The 15,913-nt window shown below is 47.0% G+C and carries 16 protein-coding genes; 7 read left to right on the top strand and 9 right to left on the bottom strand.

What is annotated here, in order from left to right; all coding sequences use genetic code 11:
* Positions 1 to 6: 6 nt before the first annotated feature.
* Both BLR88_RS13905 and BLR88_RS13900 read left to right on the top strand, forming a co-directional pair.
* Positions 7 to 1,302, top strand: coding sequence for a nucleotide sugar dehydrogenase (locus BLR88_RS13905; RefSeq protein ID WP_091260940.1), 1,296 nt, complete (start codon positions 7 to 9; stop codon positions 1,300 to 1,302).
* 136 nt (positions 1,303 to 1,438) lie between these two features.
* Complete coding sequence (locus BLR88_RS13900; protein ID WP_091260938.1) at positions 1,439 to 2,821, top strand: glycosyltransferase family 4 protein; 1,383 nt, start codon at positions 1,439 to 1,441, stop codon at positions 2,819 to 2,821.
* Here the strand turns inward: BLR88_RS13900 and BLR88_RS13895 are convergent.
* On the bottom strand, positions 2,811 to 3,425 hold the full coding sequence (locus BLR88_RS13895; RefSeq protein WP_091260936.1) for a LysE/ArgO family amino acid transporter: 615 nt from the start codon (positions 3,423 to 3,425) through the stop codon (positions 2,811 to 2,813). The genes BLR88_RS13900 and BLR88_RS13895 overlap by 11 nt on opposite strands.
* Positions 3,426 to 3,496: 71 nt before the next feature.
* On the opposite strand from BLR88_RS13895, the gene BLR88_RS13890 reads away from it, so the two are divergent.
* Positions 3,497 to 5,023, top strand: coding sequence for an aminotransferase-like domain-containing protein (locus tag BLR88_RS13890; RefSeq protein ID WP_322787671.1), 1,527 nt, complete (start codon positions 3,497 to 3,499; stop codon positions 5,021 to 5,023).
* A 131-nt stretch (positions 5,024 to 5,154) separates the two neighbouring features.
* Positions 5,155 to 5,334, top strand: coding sequence for a hypothetical protein (locus BLR88_RS13885; RefSeq protein ID WP_091260934.1), 180 nt, complete (start codon positions 5,155 to 5,157; stop codon positions 5,332 to 5,334).
* 37 nt (positions 5,335 to 5,371) lie between these two features.
* On the opposite strand, the gene BLR88_RS13880 is transcribed toward BLR88_RS13885, so the two are convergent.
* From BLR88_RS13880 to BLR88_RS13855, 6 genes are all read right to left on the bottom strand, one after another.
* Entirely contained in the window at positions 5,372 to 6,430 is a 1,059-nt protein-coding gene (locus tag BLR88_RS13880; protein ID WP_091260932.1) for a glycosyltransferase family 4 protein, read from the bottom strand.
* Positions 6,427 to 7,767 carry an O-antigen ligase family protein gene (locus BLR88_RS13875; protein ID WP_091260931.1) on the bottom strand — a complete coding sequence of 447 codons (1,341 nt, stop codon included), beginning with the start codon at positions 7,765 to 7,767 and terminating at the stop codon, positions 6,427 to 6,429. The genes BLR88_RS13880 and BLR88_RS13875 overlap by 4 nt, the downstream gene beginning before the upstream one ends.
* 21 nt (positions 7,768 to 7,788) lie before the next feature.
* Positions 7,789 to 8,133: a hypothetical protein gene (locus tag BLR88_RS13870; protein WP_057897802.1), complete on the bottom strand. Its 345-nt coding sequence runs from the start codon at positions 8,131 to 8,133 to the stop codon at positions 7,789 to 7,791.
* Between the two features lie 12 nt (positions 8,134 to 8,145).
* Positions 8,146 to 8,610 (bottom strand): DUF4330 family protein, encoded by a 465-nt coding sequence (locus BLR88_RS13865; RefSeq protein ID WP_057897803.1) that lies wholly within the window; start codon positions 8,608 to 8,610, stop codon positions 8,146 to 8,148.
* Complete coding sequence (locus tag BLR88_RS13860) at positions 8,610 to 9,113, bottom strand: DUF4330 domain-containing protein (RefSeq protein WP_057897804.1); 504 nt, start codon at positions 9,111 to 9,113, stop codon at positions 8,610 to 8,612. Before BLR88_RS13860 ends, BLR88_RS13865 begins: the two co-directional genes overlap by 1 nt.
* A gap of 168 nt (positions 9,114 to 9,281) precedes the next feature.
* Complete coding sequence (locus BLR88_RS13855; protein ID WP_162264997.1) at positions 9,282 to 10,400, bottom strand: glycosyltransferase; 1,119 nt, start codon at positions 10,398 to 10,400, stop codon at positions 9,282 to 9,284.
* 210 nt (positions 10,401 to 10,610) lie between these two features.
* Here BLR88_RS13855 and murJ point away from each other — a divergent pair, with 210 nt between their 5' ends.
* The gene (murJ, locus tag BLR88_RS13850) at positions 10,611 to 12,197 is read left to right on the top strand and encodes a murein biosynthesis integral membrane protein MurJ (protein ID WP_057897806.1); all 1,587 of its coding nucleotides are present in this window, start codon (positions 10,611 to 10,613) and stop codon (positions 12,195 to 12,197) included.
* Positions 12,198 to 12,203: 6 nt separating this feature from the next.
* The gene (locus BLR88_RS13845; RefSeq protein ID WP_057897807.1) at positions 12,204 to 13,121 is read left to right on the top strand and encodes an SDR family oxidoreductase; all 918 of its coding nucleotides are present in this window, start codon (positions 12,204 to 12,206) and stop codon (positions 13,119 to 13,121) included.
* Here BLR88_RS13845 and BLR88_RS13840 read toward each other — a convergent pair.
* Both BLR88_RS13840 and csaB read right to left on the bottom strand, forming a co-directional pair.
* Complete coding sequence (locus BLR88_RS13840) at positions 13,036 to 13,347, bottom strand: hypothetical protein (RefSeq protein WP_091260929.1); 312 nt, start codon at positions 13,345 to 13,347, stop codon at positions 13,036 to 13,038. The genes BLR88_RS13845 and BLR88_RS13840 overlap by 86 nt on opposite strands.
* Positions 13,348 to 13,483: 136 nt before the next feature.
* The gene (gene csaB, locus BLR88_RS13835; protein ID WP_057897808.1) at positions 13,484 to 14,590 is read right to left on the bottom strand and encodes a polysaccharide pyruvyl transferase CsaB; all 1,107 of its coding nucleotides are present in this window, start codon (positions 14,588 to 14,590) and stop codon (positions 13,484 to 13,486) included.
* A 422-nt stretch (positions 14,591 to 15,012) separates the two neighbouring features.
* Between csaB and BLR88_RS13830 the strand changes: the two genes are divergently transcribed.
* Positions 15,013 to 15,913, top strand: a 901-nt coding sequence (locus BLR88_RS13830) for an aldehyde dehydrogenase family protein (protein ID WP_139184982.1), incomplete at its 3' end; no start/stop codon positions are given.

The raw sequence follows: 15,913 nt of genomic DNA, 5'->3' as shown, positions 1-15,913 counted from the left end.
ATTATCATGGGAAAATCTTTGGATATTGCGGTTGTCGGCCTAGGTTTTATCGGCCTGCCGTTGTCATTAAGCTATGCCCGCAAAGGGGCGAATGTAGTAGGTATTGATATAAGCGAAGTGCTTGTGCAAGAAATTAATAGAGGGAAATCCCACCATCAGGAATACTTCGAAGGTAAATCGCTGGCGCAAATTCTTCAGGATCAGCTTGCGGCTGGAAGATTTATCGCGACAACCAGCTATGAAGAAGCGGCTGCTAGAGTAAATAACTACATCATTACTGTTGGTATCCCGGTAAAAAATGGCGATCCGCAGATGCATTACCTGATATCTGCGTGCGAATCGCTGGCAGCAGTGTTGAAAAAAGGGGATACAGTTATTCTCCGCAGTACGGTTATTCCGGGTACGACGGAGGAAGTTGTCAAGCCGTTGCTTGAAAAGAGCGGGCTTGTAGCCGGTGAGGATTTTTATCTCGCATATGCATCGGAGCGGATTGCGGAAGGGCGGGCATTCGAAGAATTTATCCATATGCCGCTTGCGCTAGGCGGCGTGAATGAGGCGAGCACGCAGCGCGCCCGCGAAGTATTGGCGTTTGTGACGGAAGCGGAAATTACGATTTCTGACATTAAGGTTGTGGAAACGTCCAAAGTAATCGAAAACGTCCAACGTGATGTTAATATTGCGATGGTGCAGCAGTTTGCCCGTTTTGCGGAAAAAGCGGGTATCGATACGTTTGAATTAATCCGTGTGGCCAATACGCATACCCGCGTAAATCTGCTGACACCGGGCCCGGGCGTCGGCGGCTACTGCCTGCCGAATGCTTTATATTATCTATTGCCGAAGGCGAAAGAGTTGGGGGTTGACCTTAAACTGCTTGAAATGGCGCGCCAGATTAATGACAGCGTACCGCAAGTTCTGGTGGACATGGCGGAAGCCGAATTGAACAAGCAAGGCAAAACGCTGGCCGCAAGTAAAATCACCGTGCTGGGTCTTGCAATGAAAGATTTTTCGAATGATGACCGGATTAGCCCGCCGCACCACCTCGTTCAATTGCTTAAAGAAGCGGGTGCGGATGTGGTGGCGTACGATCCAGCCGTACCAGCAACGTATGATTATAAAGCATCCAGCCTGAAGGAAGCGGTAGAGGATGCGGATGCGCTCATTTATGTTACTGCGCAGAAGGAATTTCTTGACATTGATTGGAACCAACTTATCGGGTGGATGAACGATAATCCGGTGATTCTAGATAGTAAGAACCGCGTGCCACGCGGCGTAGCGGAAAAAGCGGTGCTAGTTCGTATTTAGGAAATGGGGTATAAGACACGGTTTCCTTTATTTTGACTGAAAAAAACTCGCAGAGCGTGCCCGCCCGTACTTTTTTGAGGAAAAAGGACGAGCGGCAACGCCCGCGAGTTTTTCCTATATGAAAGGATGTTTCGGAATGAAGGCGAGCAGAAAAATGTTGCTGGTGGCGTATCTCTTTCCGCCCATTGGCGGCGGCGGAGTGCCCCGTGCCCTCAAAATGGCAAAATACCTGGCCGAGGATGGCTGGGAAGTACACGTGCTGACCGTGGATGATACATACTATGCAACACGGGATGATTCCCTTTTGCGTCAGCTTCCGGAGAACGTTATCATACATCGAGCGCAAGAGTGGAATCCGGTGCAAAAGATGCGCCCGCCGCAGAAAGAATCTCCAAAACGCGATAGGAGTCAGGAAGCAGCGGCGGTTAAAACGGGCGAAGGACTGAGGCAGGCGGTAAGGCAGAAAGTTGTGCCGATGCTGAAAAAAATTAAAAACACGTTAATGATTCCTGATGATATGATTGGCTGGATGCCGTTTGCGGTGAAGCTGGGGGAAGAAGTGATCAAAAAACATAATATTCCGATCATGTTTTCCACATCCGGGCCGTACACAAATCATCTGGTAGGTCGCAGCTTGAAGCGAAAGACAGGCGTTGTGTGGATTGCTGATTTCCGCGATCCGTGGACACAGAACATGCATCGTTCCGGGGTGGCGTGGCGCGAAGCATGGGAAGAAAGGATGGAGCGTAGCGTTATGGCAGAAGCGGATGCGATTACGACAGTGACACACGGATTCGCCGAGAACTTTATGAAGAAGTTTGGTAAGGAAATCAAGCGTATGGAGGTTATTCATAACGGATTCGATCCTAATGATTACCTGGATATTGCTACGCCGCCTGAAGACGGGAAATTTACGCTTGCATACCCCGGCATCTTCTATAAAGAGCGGAATCCACGCCTTTTATTGCAGGCGGTTGCTGAACTTATTCAGGAGGGGAAAGTGGATCGTGCCAGCATTGTGCTGCGCTTTGCCGGGGTGTTCGATTATCCGGGGTACAGCGATAATATTGATTGTGTGCGGCGGCTCGGCCTGGAGGACATCGTGGACATCCAAGGAAATCTTCCGCATAAAAAAGCGCTGGAAATGATGAAAGGGGCCGATGTGCTCATGCTGATCGGGGATACCGCTCCCGGTTCCGGTGTATACATTCCGGGCAAGCTATACGAATACATGGCCATCGGGCACCCAATTTTGGCGCTGTCCGTCGAAGGCGAATCGACGAAGATTATCCGCAAGTTTCATTTAGGCGAAGTGGTAAACCCGCTCAATAAAGATGAGATTAAGCAGGCGTTTTTGCGTATGTATGAACAATGGAAAGAAAACCCTGGTTGCCAGGCGGATCGGGCTGGCGAGATTCTGCGGCGCGCCGAAGACGGGGATCTGGCGATTTACAACCGTCAAGTACAAGCGCGGATGCTGGGCGAACTGATGGAAGAGCTGCTTGCGGCTAAATGGTAAGCAATTGTATAGCCATATAGCAGGCAACACCCCAGATGAGCAACGCGGATATGCGGTTTACCGCTTTCATCCAGCGCCCTGTTTTATCAAACGTTCCGAGAATACGGCCAGCGATGGCTAGGCTGAAAAACCAGAGGTAAGAGATCAGAATACAAGAAAGAGTGAACGCCCATTTTTCTCCGCCTGTATATCCGAGTGAACTTGTACCGATAACACCGATCGTGTCAAGAATGGCGTGCGGATTTAACAGCGATACGGAGACGGCGAACATGATTTGTTTTTTCGGCGGCAGACTCATCTGTTCGCCGTTTTTTATATGGCTGTCACTTCGCCATGTAATCCATCCTATATACAATAGAAAAAGAATACCTGCCGCAAACAGAAGTGTTTTTAACCAACTGAATGTAAGCACGATAAGGGAGACGCCCAGCACCGCCAGTACAATCAGAAGAGTGTCGCAGAGAGAAGCCGTCAGTATAACCGGTAATGCTCGCACAAGCGAAGGCTGGGTCGCTCCTTGCGTAAATACGAAAACATTTTGTGCCCCTAGCGGCAGAATGAGCCCAAACGCTAGAAGCATTCCGTGTAAGAATGCTTGTAACACGTCTTTCTTCACCTTCCTTTGAAATATGATAATTTGATTATATAGGCTTAAGCAAAAGGTGTCTCCAGCCAATGAAAGCAAACAGGAGCCGGCCAATTGTGTGCCGCAGCGAGAAGAAGAAGGAGAAGAGCATGATGAAAAATGTGGAGTGGAAACCGGATGGACAAAGCGGTGTTCCTCTATACAAGCAAATTATCCACTATATAAGGGGAAAAATCGCACGTGGAGAGTGGCCCATAGGTTATAAAATTCCGCCGGAACGAACGTTGGCGGAGCAGTTTGGCGTCAACCGAAGCACAGTAACGAACGCGTTTGCTGAATTGGCGGCAGAAGGATTAATCGAAGGAAAAAGGGGAAGTGGAACAAGGGTTATAAATAATACATGGACGCTGCTGGCGGCCTCCGCTCCCCCGGATTGGCGAGCGTACGTCGAGGCCGGGGCACATCGGCCGAATCTTTCCATGATTCAACGGATCAATGAAGCAGAGTTTGTCCCAGGAACGATTCGGCTTGGCACGGGAGAGATGTCGCCGGACATGTTTCCCTCTGAAATGATGGCGCTTGTATTGGAAAGAACGGCGAGAGTAATGAGACCGTTGGGATATGAGGAGCCTTTGGGGTTATATGAGCTCAGGGAAGCCGTGAGTCAGCACGTACGCCTATTTGGCATACAGGCTTCGCCTTCTGCGATTCTCATCGTGTCCGGCGCGCTTCAGGCGCTGCACTTCATTTCGATCGGTTTATTGCCTCGCGGCTCAGCCATTTTGCTTGAGAAACCTTCTTACCTTTGTTCCATGCGTGTTTTTCAGTCGGCAGGGATAAGACTTGCTGGTATCCCGGAAATCAAAAAGCCGGAAATGATTCCAGCGCGTTTGTCACATTATAAGCACAAACACGAAGCGGCTTTATTATATACGATTCCTTCTTTTCACAATCCGACCGGAAAAGTAATGTCGGAAGAAGCAAGGCAGCAGCTTATGCTATCCTGTGAACATGAACGATTGCCTATTATCGAGGACGATGTTTACGGGGAACTTTGGTTGGATGAAAAACCGCCAGCGTCGTTGAAAGCGCGCGATAAAAACGGGCTTGTCCTTTATATAGGCAGCCTTTCGAAAACGCTGAGCCCCGGATTGAGAATCGGGTGGATTATCGGACCGGAGCCGGTAATTCGGAGGCTGGCCGATATTAAAATGCAAACCGATTACGGTTCGAGCTCGTTGTCACAGTGGGTGGCAAAAGAATGGTTAACAAGCGGATTATATGGGGAGCATCTTACACGTATTCGTGAACAGTTAAGAACACGGCGAGAAATGGCGCTTACAGTTCTTGAAAAATATATGAAAGGGCTGGCCGATTGGGAAGCGCCAGCCGGTGGTTTCTACGTCTGGTTGCGCCTTCTCATAGCACCGCCGCTTCAAAAGTTGTTCGAATCTGCGCTCAGGCAGGGTGTTCTGTTAAACCCGGGAAATATTTATGATCCTGGAGAAAGGGAGCGGTTGCGGATTTCTTACGCTTACGCGTCGCCGGCGGAGTTTGAGGAAGGTGTCCGCAGACTGGCTCGTTTGCTTATCGAAGCCGGACGGAAAAAGCAATAAATTGAAGCTCCACACAGCTGAAGACGCGGGATTCTTGGGTCGTTAGCGTCCGCAGTCCGTTTCCGCTCGCTACCAGAACCTCATACCATGACATCCACAGGAACATGTGACCAGTAGGATGAGCACTGCTCATGGAATTTGATTCTACAGGAAATGGTTGCTCTAAGCATCCCCATGAAGGGATTCCCGAGCAACGTCGCCCTTCATTCCACGGTTTTCATCGTGGGATGAAGGGCAGCATTTTCTGTAAAAGTGAAAAAGCGGTCGCCACTTTTGCTGAAGCGGTATCGACAGATAACGCATCCTCGTAGAAAATCAACGAAGTCGAGGAAGAAAAGGCGGATGTTGTTATAGCAAGATATCAAGCAGTTGCTCTACGTATCGCTCTTGTTCTTGCCTGTACTGAAGCAAATCGGTAGGTGGTGCGTACAGCACTTCACGGCACGTTTTTGTAAAATCATCTGCATCGCGGTTGACAAATGTAATGACACCGTTCGGGCGTTTGACTACATCGCTTGCGATCGCTGGTGTACCAAGATATATCGCTTCTCTTAGGGATATGGCATCTCCGTCACTCGCGGTCGGCCGAACGAATAGTGTGGCTTTTTGAATAAGCGGATAGAACGGGATTTTCTCTTGCACCAGCAAGAACCTTTCTTCGAGGCCATGCGCCGCGATACGTTCCGTATATTGTTCCAGCAAGGCCTGCTCCCCTATATGTGTGATGCAATATACGAACGCCAGCTTCTTATTTTCACGCGCCAATTTAGTAAACATGTCAATGCATAAATCAAGGCCGTATAATTCTTCGCCATTATAAAGATTGCCTACGCCACCGTTTGCAACAATTACCTGCGGGTATTTAGTGAATGTTTTCAGCACATAGTCGGGAATTTTTTTTATATCGCTTTCTAGGTCAGTGGTTGGCGGAATGAACGCCGGAATGACGGAGATCTTCCGTTCTGGAATGCGTAGCTCCAGCAGCTTTTCTTTCACTTCTTCGCTTACGGCCACAAAATGATCTGACAGCAGGCCGGTAAGAAACACCATTACCTTTTGCGCAAGTCCCAGTTGTGTGCCATCATTGCGCAAACTGTGAACGGTATGAACGATCTTTTTGCCTTTGAGTTTTAACAGGGACAGCGTAAAGCGTATTTGCCAGCGCAAGAAATGATTATGGATGATGTCTTCGTTTTTTTGCCACAAGTACTTCCATGCCCATTTTTCAATCTCTGGAATCGGCACAACGGCCCGCTTTTTTTCTCCGTTTTCTCCATTGCCGTCGTAGATGATAAAAGGAATTTGCTTCTGTTCAAGCGTATCGCACAGACGTTCCACATGAACAGAAATCCCCCCGGCTGGGGGGGGATAGACACCGATCTCGGCAATTGACTTTGTTTTTCTCATTTTTCCGGTTGTTCCTCCCTTGCACGCGCTAAATTATAGGCAGCAGACAAAATCGCAAGTACGATCCAGAACATGAAGTCTACACGGTATTGGTGCCAAACATCTTCCGTCAAACCGGCGGTGCCAATCGCGATAACCGCGGCGATCCCCCCTTTGACGACATAAGAAAGCAGACTGTCTTTTTTGTCATTTATGAACAAAGTAACGACCGCGGTTCGCAAGCTCTGGTAAAACATATAGAAGAGCAGGAGAATGGTCAAAATCCCTCCGGTTACAAAGTTCATCAAATAAATATTGTGAAGATGGTTGGCACGCACGCCAGGCATCATGTAATCAGCGTATACTTTTTTGAATGTCGTTAAGTCAGAACCGATCCCGGTTACCCAATAATCTTTAACCATAGGTACAGCCGCTTTCCAAATTTGCAGTCGGAAATCGCTTGAAGAGTCGGTTTTCGGCTTTACAATTGTTTGAATCCGGTCAATAATCGAGTCAGGCAAATAGTTTACGCTAATGGCTGCGGCAATTAAGCCTATAACCAGCAGACGACGGTTAATCATCGTAGCAACAATCACTAAAGCTACGAACATGGCAACCCAGCCGCCGCGTGACAACGTTAAGAATGCGGCAAGCGCAATGAGTACAAATTGAAGGGAAAATAAGATACGGTTGCCCCATGTTTTCGCATAAAAAATGAGCGCAAAATTGAACGGCAAAATCATAATCAAATATTGAACGAATAGGTTCGGGTTTTCGAACGTAGCCCAAATTCGTTTTGCGCCTTCGTTTTTGCTTACATCGATCCACGCGGCTTTCGTATAGTCAATCGTAAAGAAATATTGGTATATACCATAGAGCGAAACGAGGCTTGCCGAGATGATCAGGCAGACGATAAAGCGGTACAGCACATCCCGCGAATCTACCTTCATGACAAGCAGCAAATAAAGCACGAAACTTACAAAATAATAAAGTAAAAATTGGGTTAAACTTTCCATAACGTTCACTGAAGTGAGCGCCGTGACAAGCAAAATAGCCACAAATAAAAATACAGCTAGATTCAGATGATTTTTTAGATTGGCTTTCATCTGCGCATAATTTTGCTTGGTTACGAACAATATGAGCACAAGTAATAGAATGAGAGCCAACAGCGGGCGATATGTCAGAATGGGAAGCGAGAGAGCGAATAAATACAATCCGTACTCCGTTCTATAGAGCGTAATCGCTAGAAACGCCCCCATCAACACGAACTCGCCGGCCATTGCTATTTTATACTGCGCAATGCCTGTGGCAAGCAGCACGCCAGCCACAAGCGCCATGAGAAGACGTGTTTTCGTCATTATTATCGAACTCCCGGTTCTCTACTTATTTGGGTCGAACAATTGCATGAGCAACCGACCGGGGATGCTTGTCCGGATGATAAGCCATACTCGCTCTGGCCCAAGGAAAAGCAGCAAGCCTCCCGCAATAAGGTCAAGGGCGATGATAAGCACAATATTCTCTAGGAAAAGAAGAACATATACATGCAGGAACACCATAATAAATAGTGTCCAGAACACGTATTGCCATTGGATGCTTTCACATTTAGCCTTAAAGCGCGCCAGCAAGGAATGCTGTCCCGCTTTTTCTGAGAATGTTTCTATCAGCCCTATCAGCCCGTCTATAACTTTATGCGTCAGCCACTCATAAAAAGACGTTTTTTTCAAGTTTTCACCTTCTTATTTTACGCTGATTACTCTTGACGCGAATACAGCCTGGTTTGTATGAGCAGGCAAATACAAATTCGCATGGAAGAATGTGTTATCAATAATCGGTCTTCCGTCCAACGAGACGAATCCAGGCGCTTTAATCGTTAAATAAACGTCCTCTTCTGCGTCAAATGAACGCAAATAATAGTTTCCGTTGACGTCTGGCAAATATTTTTCCGCAGGCCTCGTTTTAACGTCAACGACCGTTCCGAATGGCTCAAGTTGACCTTTCTGAAAAATTTTGTCACCTGGTTTGATTGACTTATGAAAAGAAGGCTCCTGCCCTTCAATTCGGAGTACAACGGTCATCTCTTTTGACGGTATGATCAGTTTACCGGCCATGGAGGCTTTCAACGAGATAATAATAGCGGCAGCGATAAGCAACAGAGTAATCAGCGCGTCTTTTAACGTAAAAGAAAAAGCGCGCGCATTCATTATTTATCACCTAAATTTACTTCGGTCAGAAGCGTTTCGATCATGTAGCGTGGGCCTTTGATCGTCAATTTGCTGCCCGCAAGCAGGGGATTGTCCCCTTCACCGACAGCCGTTGAACCGGAGATGGCTGCTTTCGTTTTCACCGTGATGTAGACGGAGTACTTTTCTGGGACGGTAGACATAACCATGCGGCCATCCGCGGTTGTAACCGCCACTTTTCCGGGCTTTTTCTCAACGTTAACGACTTCGCCGATTTTTAAGCCTTTGTCTTTATCTTTAATGATGTCGCCTTTTTTGATTTGATCGACGACAAACGGGTGCTCAGCGCTGTTATAGAGGACATAGGTTACTTCTTTTTGCGTTGTCGGCCCTATGGCAATTTCTTCGCTTTTTGTGAATTTTAATCCAGCGAAAATCAGCGCCGCGATCAAAAGCAAAATAAGAAATAAATCCAAAATGTTAATTACACCAAAAATTCGTCCTTTTTGATCAATTGCTTTCATGGAATGCTTCCTCCTATTTGGTATGAAAAAAAATCATCCAGCATAACCTTCACTAGGATATCATACAAAACTTCTTTTACACAACAGCCTGGTCGTTGTAAGAAACAATCGAAGATATTACCATCCCTTCTTACTCCATCAACGAAAAACCCGCTCTGATAAGCGGGTTTATTTTGCGCGGATAAGTTTCCGGTATAATTCTTTCGTTTTCATCGCCATGTGCGTTAGCGTATATTCTTCCTTTACGGTCTTGTATCCTGCCTCCGCAAGCTTCGTGCGCAGTCCTTCGTCTTCCATCAAGATCACAACATTCTGCCGGATTTCCTCCGGATTTTTCGTTGAAATCACCAATCCGTTCAAGTAGTCAACCAAAAAGTCTGAGATTCCTCCAACCATGGTAGAAATTACCGGCTTTTTGGCGGCCATCGCTTCCAAAAGCGAAAGGCCCAGACCTTCAGAATAAGATGGGCTGATAAAAGTGTCCATCGCTTGCAGACAGCGCGGCACATCCTTGCGGAAACCGGCAAAATGCACGCGTTCGCTCACGTTCGCTTCACGTGCCATGTTTTGCAGTACAGTTTTTTCCGGACCGTCACCGATAACCAGCCAATGAATATGAGGGTAGTCTTTTGCCAGCAGGATAAATGCCTGCATCAAATCGTTTAATCCTTTTACCGCAACAAGGCGGGAGACGGTACCGATCACGAACGCGTTTTCGGGAATTCCCAGTTCGCGGCGGATGGTTGCTACATCTTCTTCGATTGCAAATTCTTCAATCGGAATCCCATGATGGATAAGCGTAATTTCTTCTGGCTTCACACCGTCCGATTCAAGCGATTGCTTGATAGAATTTGAGATAGCGATATAATGATCATTCCATTTGCGTGTCCACAGTTCCATGCGTGAGGCGAGGAAGTAAGCCAGCGGATTTGGGTAATCATACCGCAATACGCTATGAATCGTCGTGACAATAGGCACACGGGGAAGGGAACGGGCGGCGATTCGACAGAAGAAATTTGCCTTAACGCCATGGGAATGGATAAGGTCCGGCTTCTCTTCCTGAAACACGCGGACAAGTCCCTTAACCAACCGGAAATCAAAACGTCCGTATGTATCGAGCACAATAACGCGAATGTTTCGTTTGCGCAATTCTTCGGCAAAGGTAGCGTTATAAAAGCATACAACGACAGGGTCGACCGAGTGTCTGGACAGAATTTCAAGCAATTCAAGAATATGTTGCTCCGCGCCGCCAAACTCGCCTCCGCCGATTGCATGCAATATTTTCATTTTGGACATCCTCTGTTCACTTCCTGACCCTAGAGCAACTAAAAACATCATGCTAAACGATGAAATCGTATCAATTATATCGCATCTGTGGCAGGATGTTCAATGTAAGAGGGTTGATTTTTCACAATTCAGGTATAGTATGAAAGAAGCCGTGTTTTTATGTGGAAGCGATATAAGACAGATTGAAGGTAGTGAGGAGAATATGTACATATGGCACAAACCGTACTTCGCTCGGCAGCAGTAATTATCATTGTCACGCTTGTGGGGCGGGTCGTCGGCTTGCTTCGCGAAACGTTGCTCGCTTATCATTTTGGCACCAGCTTCGCGGTGGACGCTTATCGATATGCGTTCGCGATTCCAACGATGATTTTCTTATTCGTGCCAGGGGCATTAAACGCCATTTTCGTTCCTTCGGTTAAAAGCATGCTGGTTGAGAACAGGCGGGAAGAAGCGCAGGCGCTGTTCCGCAAAATGTTGACCGTAACTACGCTGATTTACTTTGTCATTATGGTGTTCGGCATGCTATTTTCGCGCGAGATTATGCAGGTAATGACGTTTATGCAGCAAAACTCTGAAGCGATTACGCCCGAGCAGCGCGCTCAGCAATTGGAAATGGGAACGAGGATGCTTCAGATGATGTGGCCTTCTGCCGTATTTATCGCGCTCATTGGCGTGTTTCAGGCAACGTTGAACGCGCATCAGCAATTTTTTATTCCACAGATGAGCACGGTTGTGAACTCTGTGGTGGTGTGCGCGGCGTACCTGTTGTTCGTTCCGTTTTACGATATTTATGGTGTAGCCATTGGCACGACGCTCGGCTTCTTGTTCGCGGCCTTATCCATGGCATATTCCATCAAAAAAGAGCAGTATTCGTTTGTACCAGATTTCCGCTGGAAAGACGAGGAAATGAAGAAAATCGGTGAACGATTTCTTCCAATCATGCTTGGCTCATTGATCACGCAAGTATATACGTTTATTTATCCGGTGCTTGCCTCCGGACTGGGCCCGGGACGCGTGGCGGCGCTTGGATATGCTAATACGATTTACCAGCTTCCGATGGCAATTTTTGTTGCGGCGTTTACGCTACCGATATACCCTTATCTTGTTGAATATTTTACTAAAGGCGAATTAGACAAGATGAAACAGTCCATTACCGAAGGGATGCGGTATTTGTTTATTTTGTTGGTTCCGGTTACTGTCGCGATGGCCATCATTCCGGACGAACTGGTTTCGCTTCTTTTTTACACGGGGCCTCGCGGAGAATTTAATCTGCAGTCCATTGAATTGACGGCTACGGCGCTGTTATATATGGGAATAGGACTGTTTTTCCTGGCGGTGCGCGATTTATTGACCCGCGCATTTTATGCGATGGAAAACACGAAAATTACGGTTATCGCTGCCGTTGTGGGTATTATCATCAATGTTGTTTTTAGCCTTGCGTTGATTCCGTATCTTAGTCATGGAGGGGTAGCGCTTGGCACATCGCTCGGCTCGTTAGCCAACATGCTGTTGCTTGCATTCTTTTTGCGCAGGTCTATCGGCTCGTTTGTACAACGCGAGTTTTGGATGACGGCAGGGAAAACGGTGGTTGCCGCTGCGGTAATGGGAGTTGGTTTGTATGCAGCGACTTCTTTGCTTGTGTTTCAAGGAGTTTGGGTTCAAAAAATGTATATTATCTTTTTGATTGCGGCGGGAGCAGGCGTGTTTTTCGCGACGCTTGTTATGATGCGCGAACCGCTGGCAGTACAAATTATTGGACGTTTTTCTGGAAAAATAGTAAAAAGAAAAAGGGGATAATAGAAAATGAAAGTGTTGATAACGGGCGGGGCCGGTTTTATTGGTTCCCATATTGTTGATCAGGCGTTAGAGGCTGGGTATGAGGTATGCGTCATCGACGACTTGTCGACAGGAAAAAAAATGCAGCTTAACCCTCAGGCTGCATTCTATGAAATGAATATCGCGTCACCGGATATACAACAGGTTTTTAAAAATGAAAAGCCGGACTTTGTCATTCACCAGGCGGCGCAAAGTTCTGTTCCTGTATCGGTAAAAAATGCGGTAGGAGACGCAATGACCAATATTGTCGGTACGGTCAATTTGCTGGAAGCGGCACGTCAGTATGGCGTTCGAAAATTTGTATACGCATCATCTGCGGCTGTATACGGGGAGCCACAATACATGGGGATCGATGAGGCACATCCGAAACATCCGTTGTCGCCGTATGGTGTATCCAAGTATGTGCCAGAATTTTATCTTGATGTATATCGCCATTTGTATGGCCTAACATATACGGCGTTCCGCTATGCGAATGTATACGGGGAAAGACAGGATCCGAAAGGGGAAGGGGGCGTTGTATCCATTTTTGTGGACCGTGCGCTGGCCGGCCAGGAATTAGTTGTATTTGGCGACGGGGAACAGACGCGGGATTTTGTGTACGTACAAGACGTAGCCAGAGCCAATATTATGGCTCTGGCTGGGGGAGATAACGAAATCCTCAATATTAGCACGAATCAGGAAACAAGCGTAAATCAGCTTATTCAACTTATGAACGAGGTGCTTGGCACGACGCTCGCGGTTAAATACAAGGCCCCGCGCGAAGGCGATATTGTGAACAGTTATTTGGATAATACAAAAGCTACAGAAAAGCTTGGTTGGAAGCCTCAATATTCACTGCGACAGGGGTTGGAAAAGACGCTGCATTTTTATCAAATGTCAAAGTAAATTCGGTCAGAAGATTAAGCGCCCAGGTGTACAGTTCATCATGGCTGTCGCCTATAAAGCTTGCAAACCGATGCTCGTGGGATGATGTCGTGCTGCAGGAAACAAAGGAAATGATCCAATAACGGCCGCGCGCGGTGATTTCGAAGCGAATGATTTCGCCGGCGCGTTTTTTCCAGGAAAACAGGTCGAACAAAATCTGCACATTGGCCTGGTCATACTTCTTCATAAAAATTCCCCCTTCACAGGTAAACTGCTATGTGAAGGGGGAATTCTTTGTTTTTTGGCTGATTCCTGCCCGTCTTACAAAAGTAGTGGTAAACAGGCAAAAGAAGTGAAATTTCGCGCTTGCATTCGACATATTTTTACTTGTGCCGCCGTTTTAGAAGTTCCACGGCAAGGAGGCTACTTTTCTCCGCTTCCTGTATAAGAGCTCCAATATTGCGGCGGATTTTTTCTTGTGTGCCTGTCAAGTCATTTAGCAAAGGTTCTACATTAGCCAGCAGAGTTTCGTATTCCAAACCCTTAATGTGACCCGCTGATTCCATACCAAGGCGTTGCACAAAACGATCCATCTTCGGGTCATAAGAAATTCCTGCAAATGGAATGTTCATGACCGCGGCCAAAATGACCGAGTGGAGCCTCATTCCGAGCACGAACTGAGACGCGCCAATAAAGCTAAAAATTTGCTTGAAATTCATTTTTTCTTCAATCAATACAGCGCCTGGTTCCTCCATTAGTCTAATAATATCTGCTGAAGGAGCCAAGTCGGCAGGATTCTGCATCGGAAGAAAAAACACTTCCCATCCCCTGCGCAGCGCTTCATCAGCGAAACGGGCAATGGCGGTTTTATATTGTTGCTCATTCTTCCAAGCGCGTACCGAGATAGCCATTACGGGTTTGGTAGTGCCGGGTTTATACTTTTTAATTATATTTTGTCCGAATGATGTATCCACCTGGCTGGGGTTAATGGTTACTGCCGGGTCCGCTGTGACATATATCGGGGCTTTGACGACTCCGAACGATTTCAAATCTTCTCCCGATTGTTCATCACGTACCGTAATGACGTCGACACGGTTTACAATCGCACGGATCAATCGCTTGCTGATGGCCCGCGTGATAGGTCCGATTCCTTGCGCGTAGAAAATGACTGGTTTTCCAAGCATTTTCGCCATCATGACGATTCCGAGATAATAGATGACGCTGCGGGGACTTGTTGCATCTTGTAACAGGCTCCCGCCTCCCATGACAAGAAGATCGGATTTTTTCAATTGTTGAATAATCGCGCTCATTCGCCAGCGGTTAAATGCTGGGATTCCAAACAGGGCCTGTGTTTCAGCCGGCGTATTTGATAGGACGGCAAGCTGCGCGTCAGGCATATGTTTTGTAAGGGATGTAATAATTCCGTACAACACCGTGTCGTCCCCAGCGTTGTCAAATCCGTAGTACCCTGAAATAAGTATTCTTGCCATGAAAGTGACCTTCTTTCAAACCGAACTATATACATCACTTTTTAATATGTATTTAGATATTTGTATCGTAGTGTGGGAAGCGTTTCTCCCAAACCACAAAAGGATGTTGATATATTGAATCGGATGCATATAAAACATGTACACTTTAGTATAACAGGTTGCTAATTAGAAAGAAAGTTATTGTCTCCAATGGAACGGGGAGGAAAAGGGAATAGGTTTACATAATTGTTTAAATTAAATGCTATTCGATTTACATATTTGTATATTTTTTAACACTTATTTAACAGTTAAGTGAAAAAAATTTGAATGAAGAAAGTAATTTTAATTTTGGCATGCTTGTTGCAATACAAACAAAAGTAGAATGAACTCATTTTGAATCAAACATAAAATCTGGAAGGATTACACAACAGGAGGTTGTTCCGATGATTCCATATCGTCCTGAACCGTTTACCAATTTCGCTGATGAACAGAATATGAAAGCGATTAACAAAGCGCTGGAGAAAGTATCGGCTGAGCTTGGCCGCGACTATCCGCTCGTGATCGGCGGCGAGGAAATCATGACCGAAGACAAAATCGTATCGATAAACCCGTCCGCCAAACATGAGGTAATTGGCCGCGTAGCCGCTGCCGATCAGGCGCTGGCCGATAAAGCGATGAACGCAGCATGGGAAACGTTCAAAACATGGTCTCGCGTTCCGGCCGAAGAACGTGCGGGGTATCTTTTCAAAGCCGCAGCCATCCTGCGCCGCAGAAAGCATGAATTCTCCGCCTGGTTGATGCTCGAAGCCGGCAAAAGCCGCGCGGAGGCGGACGCTGATACAGCGGAAGCGATCGATTTTATGGAATACTATGGCCGACAAATGATCGAACTGCAAGACCGTGGCCGTCAGACGCTCGTCCATCTTCCGGGCGAAGACAACCATCTGGACTACATTCCGCTTGGCGTTGGCTTTATTATTCCGCCGTGGAACTTTGCGCTGGCGATTGTGGTAGGAATGACAACGTCCGCGATTGTAACAGGAAATACCGTGATCCTGAAGCCGGCCAGCCAAACGCCTGTGATTGCTTATAAGTTTTATGAACTGCTGGTGGAAGCCGGTCTTCCGGTGGGCGTGGTCAACTTCCTGCCAGGCCGTCCGGAAGTGATTGGTGATTACCTGGTTGATCACCCGAAAACACGCTTCATTAGCTTTACGGGTTCTCGCGCGGTGGGCCTGCGCATTCATGAACGTTCGTCTAAAGTGAAGCCGGGTCAAATCTGGATGAAGCGCCTTGTTGCCGAAATGGGCGGAAAAGACGCCATCATCGTCGACAAAGACGCCG

This window comes from Aneurinibacillus thermoaerophilus (assembly GCF_900099925.1).
GTDB classification, from domain to species: domain Bacteria; phylum Bacillota; class Bacilli; order Aneurinibacillales; family Aneurinibacillaceae; genus Aneurinibacillus; species Aneurinibacillus thermoaerophilus.
The sequence above is the reverse complement of the archived record's forward strand: the minus strand, read 5'-3'. Positions and strand labels throughout refer to the sequence as shown.

Bases quoted from the DNA above. Each gene is read 5' to 3' on its own strand.
- murJ (WP_057897806.1), top strand. From the start codon at position 10,611: ATGGCACAAACCGTACTTCGCTCGGCAGCAGTAATTATCATTGTCACG.
- BLR88_RS13890 (WP_322787671.1), top strand. From the start codon at position 3,497: ATGAAAGCAAACAGGAGCCGGCCAATTGTGTGCCGCAGCGAGAAGAAG.
- BLR88_RS13875 (WP_091260931.1), bottom strand. From the start codon at position 7,767: ATGACGAAAACACGTCTTCTCATGGCGCTTGTGGCTGGCGTGCTGCTT.
- BLR88_RS13860 (WP_057897804.1), bottom strand. From the start codon at position 9,113: ATGAAAGCAATTGATCAAAAAGGACGAATTTTTGGTGTAATTAACATT.
- BLR88_RS13840 (WP_091260929.1), bottom strand. From the start codon at position 13,347: ATGAAGAAGTATGACCAGGCCAATGTGCAGATTTTGTTCGACCTGTTT.
- BLR88_RS13905 (WP_091260940.1), top strand. From the start codon at position 7: ATGGGAAAATCTTTGGATATTGCGGTTGTCGGCCTAGGTTTTATCGGC.
- BLR88_RS13865 (WP_057897803.1), bottom strand. From the start codon at position 8,610: ATGAATGCGCGCGCTTTTTCTTTTACGTTAAAAGACGCGCTGATTACT.
- BLR88_RS13880 (WP_091260932.1), bottom strand. From the start codon at position 6,430: ATGAGAAAAACAAAGTCAATTGCCGAGATCGGTGTCTATCCCCCCCCA.
- BLR88_RS13845 (WP_057897807.1), top strand. From the start codon at position 12,204: ATGAAAGTGTTGATAACGGGCGGGGCCGGTTTTATTGGTTCCCATATT.
- BLR88_RS13900 (WP_091260938.1), top strand. From the start codon at position 1,439: ATGAAGGCGAGCAGAAAAATGTTGCTGGTGGCGTATCTCTTTCCGCCC.
- BLR88_RS13855 (WP_162264997.1), bottom strand. From the start codon at position 10,400: ATGAAAATATTGCATGCAATCGGCGGAGGCGAGTTTGGCGGCGCGGAG.
- BLR88_RS13885 (WP_091260934.1), top strand. From the start codon at position 5,155: ATGGAATTTGATTCTACAGGAAATGGTTGCTCTAAGCATCCCCATGAA.
- csaB (WP_057897808.1), bottom strand. From the start codon at position 14,590: ATGGCAAGAATACTTATTTCAGGGTACTACGGATTTGACAACGCTGGG.